Here is a 15,621-nt window from a genome sequence, read left to right as displayed (position 1 = left end):
CGGGAGCCGCGCGGGGTGCGGTACGGGGTGCCCGTACGGGCGGGTGCGCGCGGCGCCCGCCCGGGGGCCCGCGGGGCGTCCGCGGGACGTCCGTAAAAAATCACCACCGTGCGGCGATGAGTTCCGCGCGCGGGTGCGGTCCGTATGGGCATGGAGAACCCGAGCAGGACGCTGAGCAGGTCCCAGGGCCGTGTCAGATCGGACGACGGCACCCTGATCGCGTACGAGCGTCTGGGCGACGGGCCGCCCGTCGTCCTGGTGGGCGGCGCGCTGAGCGCCGGGAGCGCGGAGGCGCCGCTGGCGGCGCTGCTCGCGCCGCGCTTCACGGTGGTCAGCTACGACCGGCGGGGGCGCGGCGGGAGCGGGGACACCGCGCCGTACGCGGTGGAGCGCGAGGTGGCCGACCTGGCGGCGGTGGTGGCGGAGGCGGGCGGCCCGGTCTCGGTGCACGGCACGGCGTCGGGCGGGGTGCTGGCGCTGCGCGCGGTGGCGATGGGGGTACCGGTGGCGCAGCTGTCGGTGTACGAGCCGCCGCTGGGGGTCTGCGAGGAGGTGGGACGGGCGTTCACGGCCCACCGCGACCGGCTGCGGGAGCTGCTGGCGCGCGGGGCGCGCGGGGACGCCGTGGAGCTGTTCCTGGGCGACTCGGTGGCCCAGGAGGCGCTGGCGGGGCTGCGGGGCACGCGCGCGTGGCCGCGGCTGGAGGCGCTGGCGCACACCCTGGCGTACGACGACGAGGTGCTGGGCGACGGGCGGGTGCCGCTGGCGTGCCTGGAGCGCGTGCGCGCGCGCGTGATGGTGGTGGACGGCGGGGCCAGCCCGGCGTGGCTGCGGGACGCGGCGCGCGCGGTGGCGGCGGCGCTGCCGCGCGGGCGCCACCGCACGCTGACGGGCCAGACGCACACGGTGGCGCCGCACGTGCTGGCGCCGCTCCTGGAGGAGTTCTTCGCCGATTGAGCCGACTGAGCCGATGGAATCGAGCGGCCGGCGGGGTGGCCCGGACGGGCGCACCCCGCGGGGACGCTCCCCTAGGCCAGCGCGGCCGTGCGGCGGGTGGTCGTGGCGATCGTGGCCGAGCCCACCACGCGCGTGCCGTCGTAGAGCACGATCGCCTGGCCCGGGGCGACGCCGCGGACCGGTTCGGCGAAGGTGACGCCGAGCGTGCCGTCGGACAGTTCGGCGGTGACTTCGGTCTCGCCGCCGTGCGCCCGCAGCTGCGCGGTGTACGTGCCGGGGCCGGCCGGGGCACTGCCGCACCAGCGGGGCTTGATCGCCGTCAGGGCGGTGACGTCCAGGGCCTCGACGGGGCCCACGGTGACGGTGTTGTCCACCGGGGAGATGTCCAGCACGTAGCGCGGCTTGCCGTCGGGGGCGGGGTGGCCGATGCGCAGGCCCTTGCGCTGGCCGATGGTGAAGCCGTACGCGCCCTCGTGGCTGCCGACCTTGGCGCCGGACTCGTCGACGATGTCGCCGTCGGCGCGGCCCAGGCGCTGTGCGAGGAAGCCCTGGGTGTCGCCGTCGGCGATGAAGCAGATGTCGTGGCTGTCGGGCTTCTTGGCGACCGCGAGGCCCCTGCGCTCGGCCTCGGCGCGGATCTCGTCCTTGGTGGTGAGGGTGTCGCCGAGCGGGAACATCGCGTGCGCGAGCTGCTTCTCGTCCAGGACGCCGAGCACGTACGACTGGTCCTTGGCCATGTCGGAGGCGCGGTGCAGCTCGCGGGTGCCGTCCTCGTTGAGCACGACGGTGGCGTAGTGGCCCGTGCAGACGGCGTCGAAGCCCAGGGCGAGCGCCTTGTCCAGCAGCGCCGCGAACTTGATCTTCTCGTTGCAGCGCAGGCAGGGGTTGGGGGTGCGCCCGGCCTCGTACTCGGCGACGAAGTCGTCCACCACGTCCTCGCGGAACCGCTCGGCGAGGTCCCAGACGTAGAACGGGATGCCGATGACGTCGGCGGCCCGGCGGGCGTCGCGCGAGTCCTCGATGGTGCAACAGCCGCGGGCGCCGGTGCGGAAGGACTGCGGGTTCGCGGAGAGCGCGAGGTGCACGCCCGTGACGTCGTGCCCGGCCTCGGCGGCGCGGGCGGCGGCGACGGCGGAGTCCACGCCGCCGGACATGGCGGCGAGGACGCGGAGGGGACGCTGGGGAGTCTGAGTCATAGCCCTACCAGGGTACGGGGCGGCGGGAACCGAGGTCGCCCGAGTAAGCGTTGACGATCACATGGGGAAGGAAGAGAAGCGGGGGATCAGCCGGCGGGCCGTGCTCATCGGCGGCGCGGTGGCCGTGGCGGGCGGCGCGGTACTGGCCCGCGACGAGCTGAGACACGTGTGGTGGCGGCTGCCCGGCATGGAGAAGAAGCGGGTGGAGGGCGAGGTCGACCACCCGGGCGCGGAGTGGACGGCGGCGGCCCGGGCGAACTGGCGGCGGGCGGACCGCCCGGACGACTACCCGATCGACCGGGTGGTGATCCACGTGGTGCAGGGCAGTTACGCGTCGGCGCTGCGGGTCTTCAAGAACCCGGCGCACGGGGCGGCGGCGCACTACGTGGTGCGCAAGGACGGGCACGTGGCGCAGATGATCCGGGAGCTCGACGTGGCCTTCCACGCGGGCAACCGGTCGATGAACGAGCGGAGCGTGGGCATCGAGCACGAGGGCTTCGTGGACCGGCCCCAGGACTTCACGCCGGCGATGTACGCGGCGTCGGCGGTGCTGACCGCCGACATCTGCCGCCGGTACGGGATACCGGTGGACCGGGAGCACGTCATCGGGCACGTCGAGGTGGCGGGCACGGACCACACGGACCCGGGGCCGCACTGGGACTGGGACCGGTACATACGGCTGGTGAAGGCGGCGCCCCCGCCGAAGCCGAGCCCGTCGCCCTCGCCGTCCACGAGCCGCGCGAAGACCTGACGGCGAGGGGGCCCGAGCGCACGGGAGCCCGAGGGCACAGGAACCCGACGGCACACGCGAGCCGGACCGCCGGACCGCCCCGCTCAGCTCAGGCCCGCGCTCCTCGCCCGCTCCACCGCCGGGCCGATCGCCTTGGCGACCGCGTCGACGTCGTCGGCGGTGGAGGTGTGGCCGAGGGTGAAGCGCAGGGTGCCGCGCGCGAGGTCCGGGTCGGTGCCGGTGGCGAGCAGGACGTGGCTGGGCTGGGCGACGCCCGCGGTGCACGCGGAGCCGGTGGAGCACTCGATGCCCTGGGCGTCCAGGAGCAGCAGCAGCGAGTCGCCCTCGCAGCCGGGGAAGGTGAAGTGCGCGTTGGCGGGCAGCCGCTCGACCGGGTCGCCGCCGAGGAGGGCGTCCGGCACGGCGCGCCGGACGGCGTCCACGAGCTGGTCGCGCAGGGCCCCGATGTCGCGGGCGAAGTCCTGGTGGCGCTCGGCGGCCAGGGCCCCGGCGACGGCGAAGGAGGCGATGGCCGGCACGTCGAGGGTGCCGGAGCGCACGTGCCGCTCCTGCCCGCCGCCGTGCAGGACGGGTACGGGGCTGTGCTCGCGGCCCAGCAGCAGGGCGCCGATGCCGTAGGGGCCGCCGACCTTGTGCCCCGAGACGGTCATGGCGGCGAGCCCGGAGGCGGCGAAGTCGACCGGGACCTGGCCCAGGGCCTGGACCGCGTCGGCGTGCAGGGGGACGTCGAACTCGCGGGCGACGGCGGCGAGTTCGGCGACCGGGAAGAGGGTGCCGATCTCGTTGTTGGCCCACATCACGGTGGCCAGGGCCACGTCGGAGGGGTCGCGGGCGATGGCCTCGCGCAGCGCCTCGGGGTGCACCCGGCCGTGGTGGTCGACGGGCAGGTACTCGACGGTGGCGCCCTCGTGCTCGCCGAGCCAGTCGACCGCGTCGAGCACGGCGTGGTGCTCGACGGGGCTGGCGAGGACCCGGGTGCGGCGGGGGTCGGCGGCGCGCCGGGACCAGTACAGGCCCTTGACGGCGAGGTTGTCGGCCTCGGTGCCGCCGGAGGTGAAGACCACCTCGCTGGGCCGGGCGCCGAGGGCGTCGGCGAGCGATTCGCGCGCCTCCTCGACGGTACGCCGGGCCCGGCGTCCGGCGGCGTGCAGCGAGGAGGCGTTGCCGGTGACGGCGAGCTGGGCGGTCATCGCCTCGACCGCCTCGGGCAGCATGGGCGTGGTCGCGGCGTGGTCGAGGTAAGCCATGGTGGGTCGATTCTACGAGCACCCGCCACGGCGCCCCGGGCGGACCCGGGGCGTGGTGCTCACGCGTCGCCGCGCGGGGAGGCGGCCAGTTGCCGGGACTGGGCGACCAGGCGCCCCGCGGTGTCCCAGACCTCGGCGTCCTCCTCCAGGAAGCCGCCCGCCAGGTTGCGGGTGGTGATGGCGACCCGCAGCGGGCCGGGGGCGGGGCGGCAGCGGACGTGGACGTTGAGCTCGACGGTGGGGGTCCAGCCCTTGAGGCCGAGCTCGAAGGAGGTGGGCGGCAGGGCGTCCACGGTGAGCAGCAGGGACAGCGGGTCGGGGTCGCGGCCGTCGGCGAGGCCGAACCAGCCGCGCATCTCGCCCCTGCCGGACGGCGCGCCGACGGCCCAGCCGACGGTGGCCGGGTCGAGCCGGATGTCGAGGCGCTCGGTGATGTCGCTGGAGCCGGGGATGGGCGGCACGGACGGGCCGTCGGAGGGGCCCAGGCACTGCTCGTGGGGCGGCATGGCGGGCGGTACGGCGGTGGTGCGCACGTCGTCGGGCAGGGCGTCCAGGTCGCCGTAGGTGGCGAGGACGCGGATGCGCTCGACCTCGGTGCCGTCCTCCGCGTACTGCAGGAGGGAGGCCTGGCCGGTGGAGAGGGTGCGGCCGGTGCGGACGGTCTGGGTCCTGATGACGGCGGGGCCGGCCACCGAGGGGGTGAGGTAGTGCGCGGAGACCGTCAGCGGGTCGGGGTGCGGCAGGGCCTGGCCGAGGGCGCGTCCGAGCAGGGCCAGCAGATAGCCGCCGTTGACGGCGCGGATGATGGTCCAGCCGGCGGAGAGCTCGGCGTCGAAGGTGCCGGGCTCGCCGGGGCGGGGGGTGACCGCGGTGTCGCGGTCGAACTCGCTGTCGCCGATGGTGGCCTGTGCCGGTGCCGTTGCCATGCTGGCACGGTACAACAGGCAACTACTAAGCGGTAGCTTTTTCTGCTTCGGCCTCGGTGGCGGCCGAGCGCCGGTTCCAGGCCCGGGGCGCGCGCCAGTGGAAGCGCATGGCGGCGAGCCGCAGCCCGAAGCCCGAGATGACCGCGAGGGCGGTGGTGAAGCCGTTGAGGCAGTCGAAGCGGATGCAGAGCACGATGATCGTGGAGCCGACGATCGCCGGGACGGCGTACAGGTCGCGGTCCCAGCGCAGCAGCGAGGGCACCTCGTTGGCCAGCACGTCGCGCAGCACGCCGCCGCCGACCGCGGTGGCCAGGCCCATCAGCGCGGAGGCGGTCAGGCCCAGGCCGTAGTCGTAGGCCTTGGTGGTGCCGGTGACGCAGAACAGGCCGAGGCCCGCGGCGTCGAAGACGTTGACCGACCCCTGGATGCGCTCGACCTGCGGGTGGAGGAAGAACACGAAGACCGAGGCGACCAGCGGCATCACGAAGTAGCCCAGGTCGGTGAAGGCGGCGGGCGGGACCGCGCCGATCACCAGGTCGCGGAAGAGCCCCCCGCCCAGGGCGGTCACCTCGGCGAGCACCGCGATGCCGAAGACGTCGAAGTTCTTGCGCACGGCGAGCAGCGCGCCCGAGATCGCGAAGACGAAGATGCCGGCGAGGTCGAGGGCGTGTTGCACGGAGGGGGAGAACAATTCCTGGAGCACCGGACAATTGTGCCGTGCGCCCGAGGGGGCCCCGCGCTGACCGCGCCGAGGGCCCGCACCAGGGGGTGCGGGCCCTCGCGGCCTGACGACGGGCGCCGCCCGGGGGCGACCCCGGTCCGGCGCGCCCCTACTCCAGGGCGTCCTTCGCCGACGGCAGCAGCTCGGCCTCCGTGGGGACCTGGTCCGGGGCGTTCTCCGGGTGGTGGCAGGCCACCTGCTGGCGCGGCTTCAGCTCGATGAGCGGGGGCTCGGTGGTCTTGCAGACCTCCGTCGCCTTCCAGCAGCGGGTGTGGAAGCGGCACCCGGACGGCGGCGACAGCGGGGACGGCACGTCGCCCTTGAGCAGGATGCGGTCGCTCTTGGCGCCGCGCCGCTTGGGGTCGGGCACCGGCACCGCCGACATCAGCGCCTTGGTGTACGGGTGCATGGGCGCCGCGTACAGCGAGGCGCGGTCCGCCAGCTCGACGATCTTGCCCAGGTACATCACCGCGATGCGGTCCGACACGTGCCGGATCACCGACAGGTCGTGCGCGATGATCACGTACGTCAGGCCGAGCTCCTGCTGGAGGTCGTCGAGCAGGTTGACCACCTGCGCCTGGATGGACACGTCCAGGGCCGAGACGGGCTCGTCCGCCACGACCATCTTGGGCTTGAGGGCGAGCGCGCGGGCGATGCCGATGCGCTGGCGCTGGCCGCCGGAGAACTCGTGCGGGTAGCGGTTGTAGTGCTCGGGGTTGAGGCCCACGAGCTCCATCAGCGCCTGGACCTCCTTCTTCACCCCGCCCTCGGGCGTGACGCCCTGGAGCTTGAAGGGGGCGCTGACGATCGTGCCGATGGTGTGGCGCGGGTTCAGCGAGGAGTACGGGTCCTGGAAGATCATCTGCACGTCGCGGCGCAGCGGGCGGATCGCGCCGGCCGACATGTGCGTGATGTCGTGGCCCTCGAACTCGACCTTGCCGCCGCTCGGTTCGAGCAGCCGCGTGATCAGCCGGCCCATGGTCGACTTGCCGCAGCCGGACTCGCCGACCACGCCCAGGGTCTCACCGGGCAGCACGTCGAAGGAGATGCCGTCGACGGCCTTGACCGCGCCGGTCTGCCGCTGGAGCAGCCCCTTGCGCACCGGGAAGTGCTTGACCAGGTTCTCGACCCGCAGCAGCGGCTCGACCGCGGGCGCCGCGCCCCCGGTCGCCGGCTCCGCGGCCTTCGTCTCGTTCTTCTTGTCGGTCACAGCTTCGGCGCAATCTCTTCGGTCCAGATGCGGCTCCGCTCGTCCCGCGACATGTGGCAGGCGGAGAAGTGCCCGGCGCCCAGGTCGACCAGCTCGGGGCGGGTGGTGCGGGTGACGTTGTCCTTGGGCACGTCGGCGTACGGGCAGCGCGGGTTGAAGGCGCAGCCGGACGGCACGTTGATCAGCGACGGCGGCTGGCCCTTGACCGGGATCAGCCGTTCGGTCGCCTCCCGGTCGATGCGCGGCATCGAGCCCAGCAGGCCCCAGGTGTAGGGGTGCTGGGGGGTGGAGAAGACCTGGTCGGCGGTGCCGCGCTCGATGCACCGGCCGCCGTACATCACGAGCAGCTTGTCGGCCATCTCCGCGACCACGCCGAGGTCGTGCGTGATCATGATGACCGCCGAGCCGAACTCCTTCTGCAGGTCGCGGATCAGGTCGAGGATCTGCGCCTGGACGGTCACGTCCAGGGCGGTCGTCGGCTCGTCGGCGATCAGCAGCTGCGGGTTGTTGACCAGCGCCATCGCGATCATGGCGCGCTGGCGCATGCCGCCGGAGAACTCGTGCGGGTAGGAGTCCACCCGCTTGCCCGGCTCCGGGATGCCGACCCGGTCGAGCATCTCGACCGCCCGGGTGCGGGCGACCTTCTTGGAGACCTTGTTGTGGACCCGGTAGGCCTCCACGATCTGCGCGCCCACCGTGAAGTAGGGGTGCATCGCGGACAGCGGGTCCTGGAAGATCATGGCCATCTTCTGGCCGCGCAGCGCGCGGACCCGGTCGGCGTCCGCGCCGATCAGCTCCTCGCCGTCCAGCCAGACCTCGCCGGAGATCACCGCGTTGGGCGCGGTGCGGTGCAGGCCCAGGATGCCCAGCGAGGTCACGGACTTGCCGGAGCCGGACTCGCCGACCACGCCCAGGGTCTCCCTCGGCTTGACGTCGAAGCTGACCCCGTCGACCGACTTGACCACGCCATCGTCGGTCTTGAAGTGGATGCGCAGGTCCCGCACGGAGAGGAAGGCGCCGTCGGTGCCGGAGGGCTGCGCGGGGACCACCTCGCCGGGTGCGCCCACCGGCTGCTCCTTGGAAACCTCGCTCACGAGTACCTCACCCTGGGGTCGATGGCGGCGTACACCAGGTCCACCAGCAGATTGCAGAAGACGATGAAGAAGGCGGCGGTCAGGGTCACGCCCATGACGATCGGCAGGTCGTTCTCCTGGACGCTCTTCACGGCGTACTGCCCCATGCCGGGGAAGGAGAAGACCGTCTCGGTGATGACCGCGCCGCCGAGCAGCAGGCCGAAGTCCATGCCGAAGATGGTGACGATCGGGGTGAGCGCGGCGCGCAGGCCGTGCTTGCCGATGACGACCCGCTCGGTCAGGCCCTTGGCGCGGGCCGTGCGGATGTAGTCCTCGCCCATGGTCTCCAGCATCCCGGCCCGGGTGAGCCGGGCGTAGAGGGCCGCGTAGAGGAAGGCGAGCGAGCACCACGGGATGATCAGGTTCCAGGCCCACTCCGCCGGGTTGTCGGTGAAGGGGACGTACTCGATGCTGTCCCACAGCGGCCACTGGACGGTGAAGACGCCCATGGCGAGCATGCCGGTGAAGAAGATCGGCAGGGAGACGCCGGCCAGGGCGACGCCCATGGCGATGCGGTCGACGGCCTTGCCGCGCTTGAGCGCGGAGACGACGCCGGTGAACACGCCGGAGACGACCCAGATCACCGCCGCGCCGATGGCGAGGGAGAAGGTGATCGGGACCCGGGCGATGATCTCCGGCCAGACCTCCACGTGGCGCTTGAAGGAGTAGCCGAAGCAGGGCGCGTCGCAGTGGGAGGCGTCCGGGCCGAACTTGTAGTCGGCACCGACGAAGATCGCCTTGATGAAGTGCCAGTACTGGACGTAGAGGGGCTGGTCCAGGCCCAGGTTCTGCTTGACCGCCAGGATGGACTGGGGGTTGGCGTCCTTGCCCACGTACTGGGCGGCCAGCTGGTCCATCGTCTGCCCGGCGAGCTGGGGGACGAGGAAGAAGATCGCGAACGTGACTGCGCTGACGATGAGCAGCAGCAGCACTGCGCCGAAGAGGCGTCGAATGATGTACGCAGCCACAGCTATCCGGCACCGGTGCCCACCGGGGGACGGGGGTTGCCCGTGCCCCCGGCGGACACCGGAACCATCACCTGCCTTTCGAACTCTCGGGGTGGCTCGGCGCGGCCGTTACTTGCTGGAACCCAGGAGCAGGTAGTCGTACTGACCGAGGTAGGCCTGGGTGATGGTGACGTTGGTCGCCGACTCCGGGCGCAGCAGCAGGTTCTTGCGGTAGATCAGCGGGACCGCGGTGGCACCCTCGACGACGGCCTTGTCGACATCGCCCCAGACCTTCTCGCGGGCGGCGTCGTCGGTCGTCGCGATGCCCTTGTTGAGCATCTCGTTGATCTTCGGGTCGTTGAGCTCCTGGACGTTGTTGCCGCCGGACGGCTTGATGGCCGAGCCGTTGACGATCTGGTCCAGGAAGCCGAAGCCGGTCGGCCAGTCGGCGCCCCACGCGGTCATGATCATGCCGAGGCCGTTGGCGTGCACGTAGCTGGGGTTGCCGGCGAAGTTCTGGAAGTACTTGCCCGCCGGGAACGTCTTGATCTCGGCCTGGATGCCGATCTTCTTCAGCGACGCCTGGACGGCCGTGGCCATGGCGATCTCGGCCGGGCGGTCGCTACGGGCCGACAGGTTGGTCTTGAAGCCGTTCGGCTGACCGCACTTGGTGAGGGCTTCCTTGGCCTTGACCTGGTCGCCCTTGTGGCCCTCGGTCTCGTACAGGTCGAACCGGGTGTAGCCGGCGACGGTCGGCGGGATCAGCGTGGTGGCGACGTCACCCTTGGGGTCACCGCCCTGCGCGGCCTGGACGGAGGCCTTGTCGATGCCCCACTGGACGGCCTTGCGGCACTCGATGTTGTCGAACGGCTTCACGTTGGCGTTGAGGCCGATGTACGACGTGGCGCCCGCGTAGGGGTTGTCCGTCTGCTTCTTCAGGTTCGCCTTGGTCAGGACGCTGGGCTGGGTCGCCGGGGCGACACCGGTGCCGGCGGCGTCCACCGTGGCGTTGTCCGAGATCAGGTTGTTGTCGATGGTCTCCTGCTTGACCTTGAACCGGATCGTGATCTTGTCCGGCAGGGCGGGGCGCAGGGTGTCCGTCTTGGCGTCCCAGTTCTCGTTGCGCACGAGGGTGGCGCTGCGGCCCTCCTCGTAGGACTCGAACTTGTACGGGCCGGTGGACTGGATGTTCTTGACGTAGTCCGCGCCCTTGTCCTTCGCGCGCTGGATCGGCGCGGTCTGGGAGAAGGTGGCCAGGTAGTCGAAGTCCGCGAAGGCGTCCTTCAGCTTGAAGACGATGGTGCTGTCGTCCGGCGTCTGGATGGAGGCGATGCCGGCCGGGTTCTTGTCCTTGTACGGACCCTGGTACTTGTCGCCGCCGTCGAGGTGGGCCTTGAAGTACGTCGGGCCGTTCGACAGCGCCTCGGGGGCGAAGTTCGAGCGCTCGATGGCGTACTTGACGTCCTTGGACGTGACCGGGGATCCGTCCTGGAACTTGATCCCCTTCTTGAGCTTGTACGTCCAGGTCTTGGCGTCCGCGCTCTTGGTGCCCAGGCCCTCGGCGAGGTCGGGCACGACCTCCAGGCCGTCCTTGCCGGCGGCCGGCTTGAAGGAGGTGAGCGTACGGCCGTACAGGCGCGAGAAGTTCTGCACCCAGCCGTAGTAGGTGTTGCCCGGGTCGAGGGAGTCCGGCTCGTCGGACACCTCGTAGACGGCGGTGCCGCCCTTCTTGTCGGTCTTGTTGACGACCGACGTCAGCGCGGCGTCGGTGGCACCCTTGCCACCCTTGTTCCCGCCGCTGTCCGAGTCGCCGCCACAGGCGGTCGCCCCCAGTGCCAGCACCACAGCCGTGGCGACCAGAACCGTCGCTTTACTCGTCTTCACTGAGGAAAGCCCCCTCTGTCGATGGTTACTTGCTGCGAGGGTCGAGGGCGTCTCGCAGCCCGTCGCCCAGCAGGTTGAACGCCAGAACCGTGATGAAGATGGTCACGCCCGGCACGATCATGAACTGCGGGTCCGCCTGGTAGATGTCGGCCGCGTTGGTGAGCATCCCGCCCCAGGAGGCCTGCGGCGGGGCGATGCCGACACCGAGGAAGCTGAGCCCCGCCTCGAACAGGATGTTCGTGGGGATCAGCAGCGTCGTGTAGACGAGGATCGGGGCCACCAGGTTGGGCAGCAGCTCCCGGAAGAGGATGAACGGACCGCGCGCGCCGAGCGACCTGGCCGCTTCGACGAACTCCCGGTTGGCCAGGGTCATCGTCTGGGCCCGCACGATGCGGCCCATGTACGGCCAGCTGAAGAAGCCGATCACGAAGATCAGTACGGCGATGCGCAGCGTGGTGCCGCTCATGCCGAAGGCGGTGCTGGGGATCGACGCGGAGATGGAGATCGCGAAGAGGAGCAGGGGGAACGCCAGGAAGACGTCCATGGACCGGCTGATCAGGGAGTCGACCCAGCCGCCGTAGAAGCCGGCGACGACGCCCATGACCGTACCGATGACCACCGAGAGGACCGTGGCACCGCCGGCCACCAGCATCGAGACCCAGGAGCCCTCGATGATGCGGGCCAGCAGGTCGCGCCCGTACTGCGGTTCCACGCCCAGCGGGTGGTCCCAGCTCATGCCGCCCCAGGCTCCCTTGGGGGCGAGCAGGGCCGGGTCGATGAGGTCCTGGTTGAACGCGTTGGGGTCCAGGCCGAACACGGCCTGGATCGGGCGCGAGAGCACGGCGAGCAGGATCAGCAGCAGCACCACGACACCGCCGGCGACGGCCACCTTGTCGCGCTTGAAGCGCGCCCAGGCGATCTGGCCCAGCGAACGGCCTTCGATCTGACTCTGCTTGGCCCCAGTGAGTACTGCCTCCGGCTGCGCCTCGGCAGCCGATCCGGTGGTCTCGATCGGTGCGGTCACAGTGCCTTAGACCCCTCCCGGCCGGCGGTGGCCGACCCGTACCCGCAGCTGCGAAGGCCCGCGCTCGCATCAGTGGTGCAAGTGGTGCCATCGGTGCGGAAATTGCCCAGGAAGTCGCCGTGTGATGCGACTCGTACAAAGAGCCGACGGCCCTTGTTAGCGGGGAGTCTTCAATGGGTTCGCGATCACCCGCCAGACCCGGCGGGGAATGTTTGCTCAAACGTGATGCGGTCAGATGTCTTCCGTTATCCGGACGTCGTGATCGTCTCAGCGGAGCAATCGGACCGCTATTCCACCAGATCGGACATGCCGCCCAACTGGCGTTATCGAGCCCCCAATTGGGGCGTCGGGCGGCGAATACCGCCCGGTTTGTCAGTAACCGCGCGGGGCCGCCGGCGGATATCCGTACCCCGGAGCGCCCTGCGGCGCGACCGCGTGCGCCTCACGGTCGTAGAAAGGGCGGGAGTTGGCCCGCAACCACATCGTGACCGGGTCGTGTTCATCGGAGAGCGCCACCGTGGAGACCGGCAGGCCGTCCGGGACGGCCGTCACCGACTGCTGCATCATCGCCCGCACCGACTCCACGGCGGGCTGGCCGGTGTCGTACAGGTCGAGGCCGATGGCCAGGTACGGGGAGCCGAGCGCGGGCTGCACCCAGGCCCGGCGCAGCGAGCGGACCGCCGGGGTGCGGTGCGCGTTCTGCGTGAGCAGCGCGTAGAACTGCGGCAGCTCGATGGCGGGCTCGGACATCCGCAGCGGCCCGGCGGGCATCCGGTCGAGCCCGGTGGCGATCCGGCGCAGGTCCGGCCAGGGGACGCCGACGCCGCCGCCGGGGGCGTGCGGATTGAGCCAGATGCCCCAGCGGTCGGGGTAGAGGGTGCGGGCGACCTCGACGCCGGTGACGACCTCGTGGTCGCGGTTCCAGCCGGAGACGGACAGCTCCTGGGCGGAGGTCACGCACGGCGCGTAGCCCAGGCCGTCGACCTCCATGTTCCCGTACTGCGCGTCGGGGGAGCCGGGGCGGCCCTGCCAGAGGAGCATCCAGACCTGGCCGTCGGCGAGCGCGTGCAGCAGCGCCTCGTAGACGTCGTAGCGTCCGGGCGTCACCTGCCGCAGCACGTGTTCGACCCGTCCGGCCGCCGCGGTGCCTGACGCAGTCACCCTTGGTCCCCCTCTTCGATCCACCGAACCAGCTTAAGCGGCCACCCTCGCGAACGGCCCGGCTCCTACGCGTGCGTGCGCTGGTAGAAGGGCCGCACCCGCTCCAGCATCCAGTCGCCGACGAGGTCCTGGGCGAGGTCGAGCAGCAGCAGGTTCACCGGCCACGGCACGGCCGCCCGCCCCAGCGCCCGCCCCAGCGCGTCCATCGGCAGATGGCGCTCGGCGCCGTCCCAGGAGGCCAGCTGCACGCCGATGAACAGCGTCGGCGCCTCCCCCTCGATGCTGGCCAGCGCCCGGCGCGCGGTGGTGACCAGGCCGGTCGCCTCGAACTCCGCGCGGGCCGCGGCCAGGAAGTCCACCGGGTCGTGCTGCCAGTCCGGCTCGTACAGCCGCACCCGGGCGCCGCTGGCGGGCCCGTCCAGCGGGGTGCGCCCGGCCCGGCACAGTTCGGCCACCGCGGGCGGCGGCAGCGGGACGCCGACGGCGCCGCCCGGGTTCACCGCGATGCCGAGCCCCGGCGGCAGGCCGCGGGCGAACTCGACGGCCGGGGCGACGGTGTACGACATGTGGGCGCCGACGCAGGCCAGGAACTGCTGCTCCGAGCTGAAGACGGGCACGTACGGCAGGCCCTCGACCTCCAGGGTCGGCAGGTCCAGATCGGCGCTGTCGGGGGTGCCGCCGTTGGGCAGGGGCACCCAGATGGGGCTACGGCCCAGGACTTCGACGAGCCGGGGGCCCGCTCCGGGGGTGCCGAGCGAGGCGGCGAGCACCTCTTCCAGCTCGTTTGCGGGCCAAGCGGCACCTGCGGTGTTCACGGACCTGTCCTTCCGGCTCCTGGCGTACGCGTGCTGCCGCCGACCTTAACGCCGTCGGCGCACGGGGCGGGGGCGTCCACCCGAACGGCCACTCGACGTAGCCGTCCGGTTGCAGTCCGTGAAGCCCGCTCCCAGGGTGACAAGCAGGGCCCTTCGCCCTCCCGTCCCGAAAGGAACACCCGACATGGCACTTCACCGGGTCACCCTGACGCTCGTCAGCACTTCCCTCGCGGGCGCCCTGGCGCTCGGTGCCGCCGGCACCGCGGCCGCGGCCGTGCACGCCCAGGCCCCCGCCGTCCCGGCGGCCGAGGCCGCCTCCCCGGCGGCCCCGTACGTCCAGCTGGACGGCGCCGTCGACCGCCTGGTCCGCGACGCCGAGCAGGGCGCCGACCTCGGTGCCGCGCTGGCCGCCTACGACCGCGCCTTCGCCGCCGCCCAGGCCGCGCCGGCGCCGGACGAGGGCCTCAAGGACAAGGCCATGGCCGCCATCAAGGTCCAGGTGGACGCCCTGGTCAAGGCCGTCCCGACCGGCGACATCGCCAAGATCGCGGTCGCCGCGGGCGCCGCCACCCAGGCCATCGGACAGCTCCTGTCGGTGCTGACCCTGGAGGGCACCCTGGCGGCCCTGGTCAAGCCGGTCGACTTCTCGAACCTGCCCAAGACCCCGTCCCTGCCCAAGCTCCCCGAGTTCCCGAAGCTGCCGATCCCCGGCCTCGGCTGACCCCCTCGGGCGCGCGCGCACCCGTGCGGGCGCGCCCACCGAAAGGACCCGCCGACATGGCACTCAACAGGACCGCAGCCCTCTTCATCGGGTCGTCGCTCTGCGGCGCGCTCGTCCTCGGCGTCACCGGCCCCGCCGTCGCGGCCGGTACCGCCGCCCCCTCCCCCGCGAGCCGCTCCGCGGCCTCGCCCGAGATCGAGCTCAAGCGCGACATGGAGTCGCTGCTGGCCTCCATCGAGGTGCTGATGGAGAAGTCCGCCTCCGGCACGATCGACGAGCAGGCGCTGGAGAAGGTCGGGCACGAGCTGGACAACGTGCTGGGCGCGAGCTCGGCCGTCGACCCCGACCCCGGGGCCGACACCGAGTCGGAGTCGGAATCGGAGGCGGAGCCGGCCGGCGACGTCGACGAGGACGGCCCCGTGGGGAAGGCGCAGATCGCGCTGAAGGCGGAGGTGGAGGGGCTCGTGGAGGCCGCCGCCTCCGGTGACCTGGGCAAGGTGACCGCGGCCCTGGCCAAGGTGCCCAAGCTCGCGGTGGACCTGACGGTCGCCGTGGGGCTTGACAAGCTGCTCGGCTCGCTGAAGCTGCCGGGGCTGCCCGCCCTTCCGGGGTTGCCGGCGGTGCCGGGGCTGCCCGCGGTGCCGGGCGTGCCGGGGCTGCCGGTGCCGGCGGCGCCGTCGCTGCCGGGGCTCGCGCCGTCCGGCGCGGCGGAGTAGGCGGCGTAGGCGGTACGTCTCCGGAGCCGGTCGCCCCTGTCCTGTGCGGCAGGGGGGCCGGCTCTTGGGCGTGCGGGGTGCTGTGGTGCGGGTCCTTGGGTTCCCCTACCCGCCCCTTCCCGAAAGCCTCCGGCGGTGGGAGGAGCGGGGGTGTACGGGGGCCGCGCCCCCGGGCCCCGGCGGGGGCTCCGCCCCCTGCACCCCCGCTCCTC

General features: G+C 72.1%; 15 protein-coding genes. 4 read left to right on the top strand and 11 right to left on the bottom strand.

The genetic code is table 11. From position 1 onward, the window contains the following. Window positions 1-150: 150 nt before the first annotated feature. The gene (locus ABT160_RS38740) at window positions 151-957 is read left to right on the top strand and encodes an alpha/beta fold hydrolase (protein WP_351653149.1); all 807 of its coding nucleotides are present in this window, start codon (window positions 151-153) and stop codon (window positions 955-957) included. 71 nt (window positions 958-1,028) lie between these two features. On the opposite strand, the gene mnmA is transcribed toward ABT160_RS38740, so the two are convergent. Continuing rightward, window positions 1,029-2,153, bottom strand: a complete 1,125-nt coding sequence (mnmA, locus tag ABT160_RS38735) for a tRNA 2-thiouridine(34) synthase MnmA (RefSeq protein ID WP_351653147.1) — start codon at window positions 2,151-2,153, stop codon at window positions 1,029-1,031. 61 nt (window positions 2,154-2,214) lie between these two features. Between mnmA and ABT160_RS38730 the strand changes: the two genes are divergently transcribed. Further along, window positions 2,215-2,904, top strand: a complete 690-nt coding sequence (locus tag ABT160_RS38730; RefSeq protein WP_351653146.1) for an N-acetylmuramoyl-L-alanine amidase — start codon at window positions 2,215-2,217, stop codon at window positions 2,902-2,904. A gap of 83 nt (window positions 2,905-2,987) precedes the next feature. On the opposite strand, the gene ABT160_RS38725 is transcribed toward ABT160_RS38730, so the two are convergent. The 10 genes from ABT160_RS38725 to ABT160_RS38680 form a co-directional block, all read right to left on the bottom strand. Beyond that, window positions 2,988-4,151, bottom strand: coding sequence for a cysteine desulfurase family protein (locus ABT160_RS38725; protein WP_351653144.1), 1,164 nt, complete (start codon window positions 4,149-4,151; stop codon window positions 2,988-2,990). Between the two features lie 59 nt (window positions 4,152-4,210). After that, on the bottom strand, window positions 4,211-5,077 hold the full coding sequence (locus ABT160_RS38720; protein WP_351653142.1) for a thioesterase family protein: 867 nt from the start codon (window positions 5,075-5,077) through the stop codon (window positions 4,211-4,213). Window positions 5,078-5,102: 25 nt separating this feature from the next. Then, the gene (locus ABT160_RS38715; protein ID WP_351653140.1) at window positions 5,103-5,780 is read right to left on the bottom strand and encodes a trimeric intracellular cation channel family protein; all 678 of its coding nucleotides are present in this window, start codon (window positions 5,778-5,780) and stop codon (window positions 5,103-5,105) included. A 127-nt stretch (window positions 5,781-5,907) separates the two neighbouring features. Next, complete coding sequence (locus tag ABT160_RS38710) at window positions 5,908-6,936, bottom strand: ABC transporter ATP-binding protein (protein ID WP_351653173.1); 1,029 nt, start codon at window positions 6,934-6,936, stop codon at window positions 5,908-5,910. Window positions 6,937-7,004: 68 nt separating this feature from the next. After that, entirely contained in the window at window positions 7,005-8,102 is a 1,098-nt protein-coding gene (locus ABT160_RS38705; protein WP_502984378.1) for an ABC transporter ATP-binding protein, read from the bottom strand. Then, a complete protein-coding gene (locus ABT160_RS38700; protein ID WP_351653138.1) occupies window positions 8,099-9,109 on the bottom strand; it encodes an ABC transporter permease in 1,011 nt (336 codons plus the stop codon). Before ABT160_RS38700 ends, ABT160_RS38705 begins: the two co-directional genes overlap by 4 nt. Before the next feature lie 108 nt (window positions 9,110-9,217). Then, window positions 9,218-10,972 (bottom strand): ABC transporter substrate-binding protein, encoded by a 1,755-nt coding sequence (locus ABT160_RS38695; RefSeq protein ID WP_351653137.1) that lies wholly within the window; start codon window positions 10,970-10,972, stop codon window positions 9,218-9,220. Window positions 10,973-10,997: 25 nt separating this feature from the next. Then, window positions 10,998-11,996: an ABC transporter permease gene (locus tag ABT160_RS38690; RefSeq protein WP_351653135.1), complete on the bottom strand. Its 999-nt coding sequence runs from the start codon at window positions 11,994-11,996 to the stop codon at window positions 10,998-11,000. 372 nt (window positions 11,997-12,368) lie between these two features. Continuing rightward, window positions 12,369-13,157, bottom strand: a complete 789-nt coding sequence (locus tag ABT160_RS38685) for an enhanced serine sensitivity protein SseB C-terminal domain-containing protein (RefSeq protein ID WP_351653133.1) — start codon at window positions 13,155-13,157, stop codon at window positions 12,369-12,371. Window positions 13,158-13,222: 65 nt separating this feature from the next. After that, the gene (locus ABT160_RS38680; RefSeq protein ID WP_351653132.1) at window positions 13,223-13,972 is read right to left on the bottom strand and encodes an enhanced serine sensitivity protein SseB; all 750 of its coding nucleotides are present in this window, start codon (window positions 13,970-13,972) and stop codon (window positions 13,223-13,225) included. 184 nt (window positions 13,973-14,156) lie between these two features. Between ABT160_RS38680 and ABT160_RS38675 the strand changes: the two genes are divergently transcribed. Both ABT160_RS38675 and ABT160_RS38670 read left to right on the top strand, forming a co-directional pair. Beyond that, window positions 14,157-14,693: a hypothetical protein gene (locus ABT160_RS38675; RefSeq protein ID WP_351653130.1), complete on the top strand. Its 537-nt coding sequence runs from the start codon at window positions 14,157-14,159 to the stop codon at window positions 14,691-14,693. 56 nt (window positions 14,694-14,749) lie between these two features. Continuing rightward, window positions 14,750-15,409 (top strand): hypothetical protein, encoded by a 660-nt coding sequence (locus ABT160_RS38670; protein WP_351653128.1) that lies wholly within the window; start codon window positions 14,750-14,752, stop codon window positions 15,407-15,409. Window positions 15,410-15,621 lie beyond the last annotated feature (212 nt).

The sequence above is a fragment of the Streptomyces sp. NPDC001941 genome, from assembly GCF_040296945.1.
Classification (GTDB): domain Bacteria; phylum Actinomycetota; class Actinomycetes; order Streptomycetales; family Streptomycetaceae; genus Streptomyces.
Note: the sequence above shows the minus strand (reverse complement) of the source record. Positions and strands in the feature narration are given on the sequence as shown.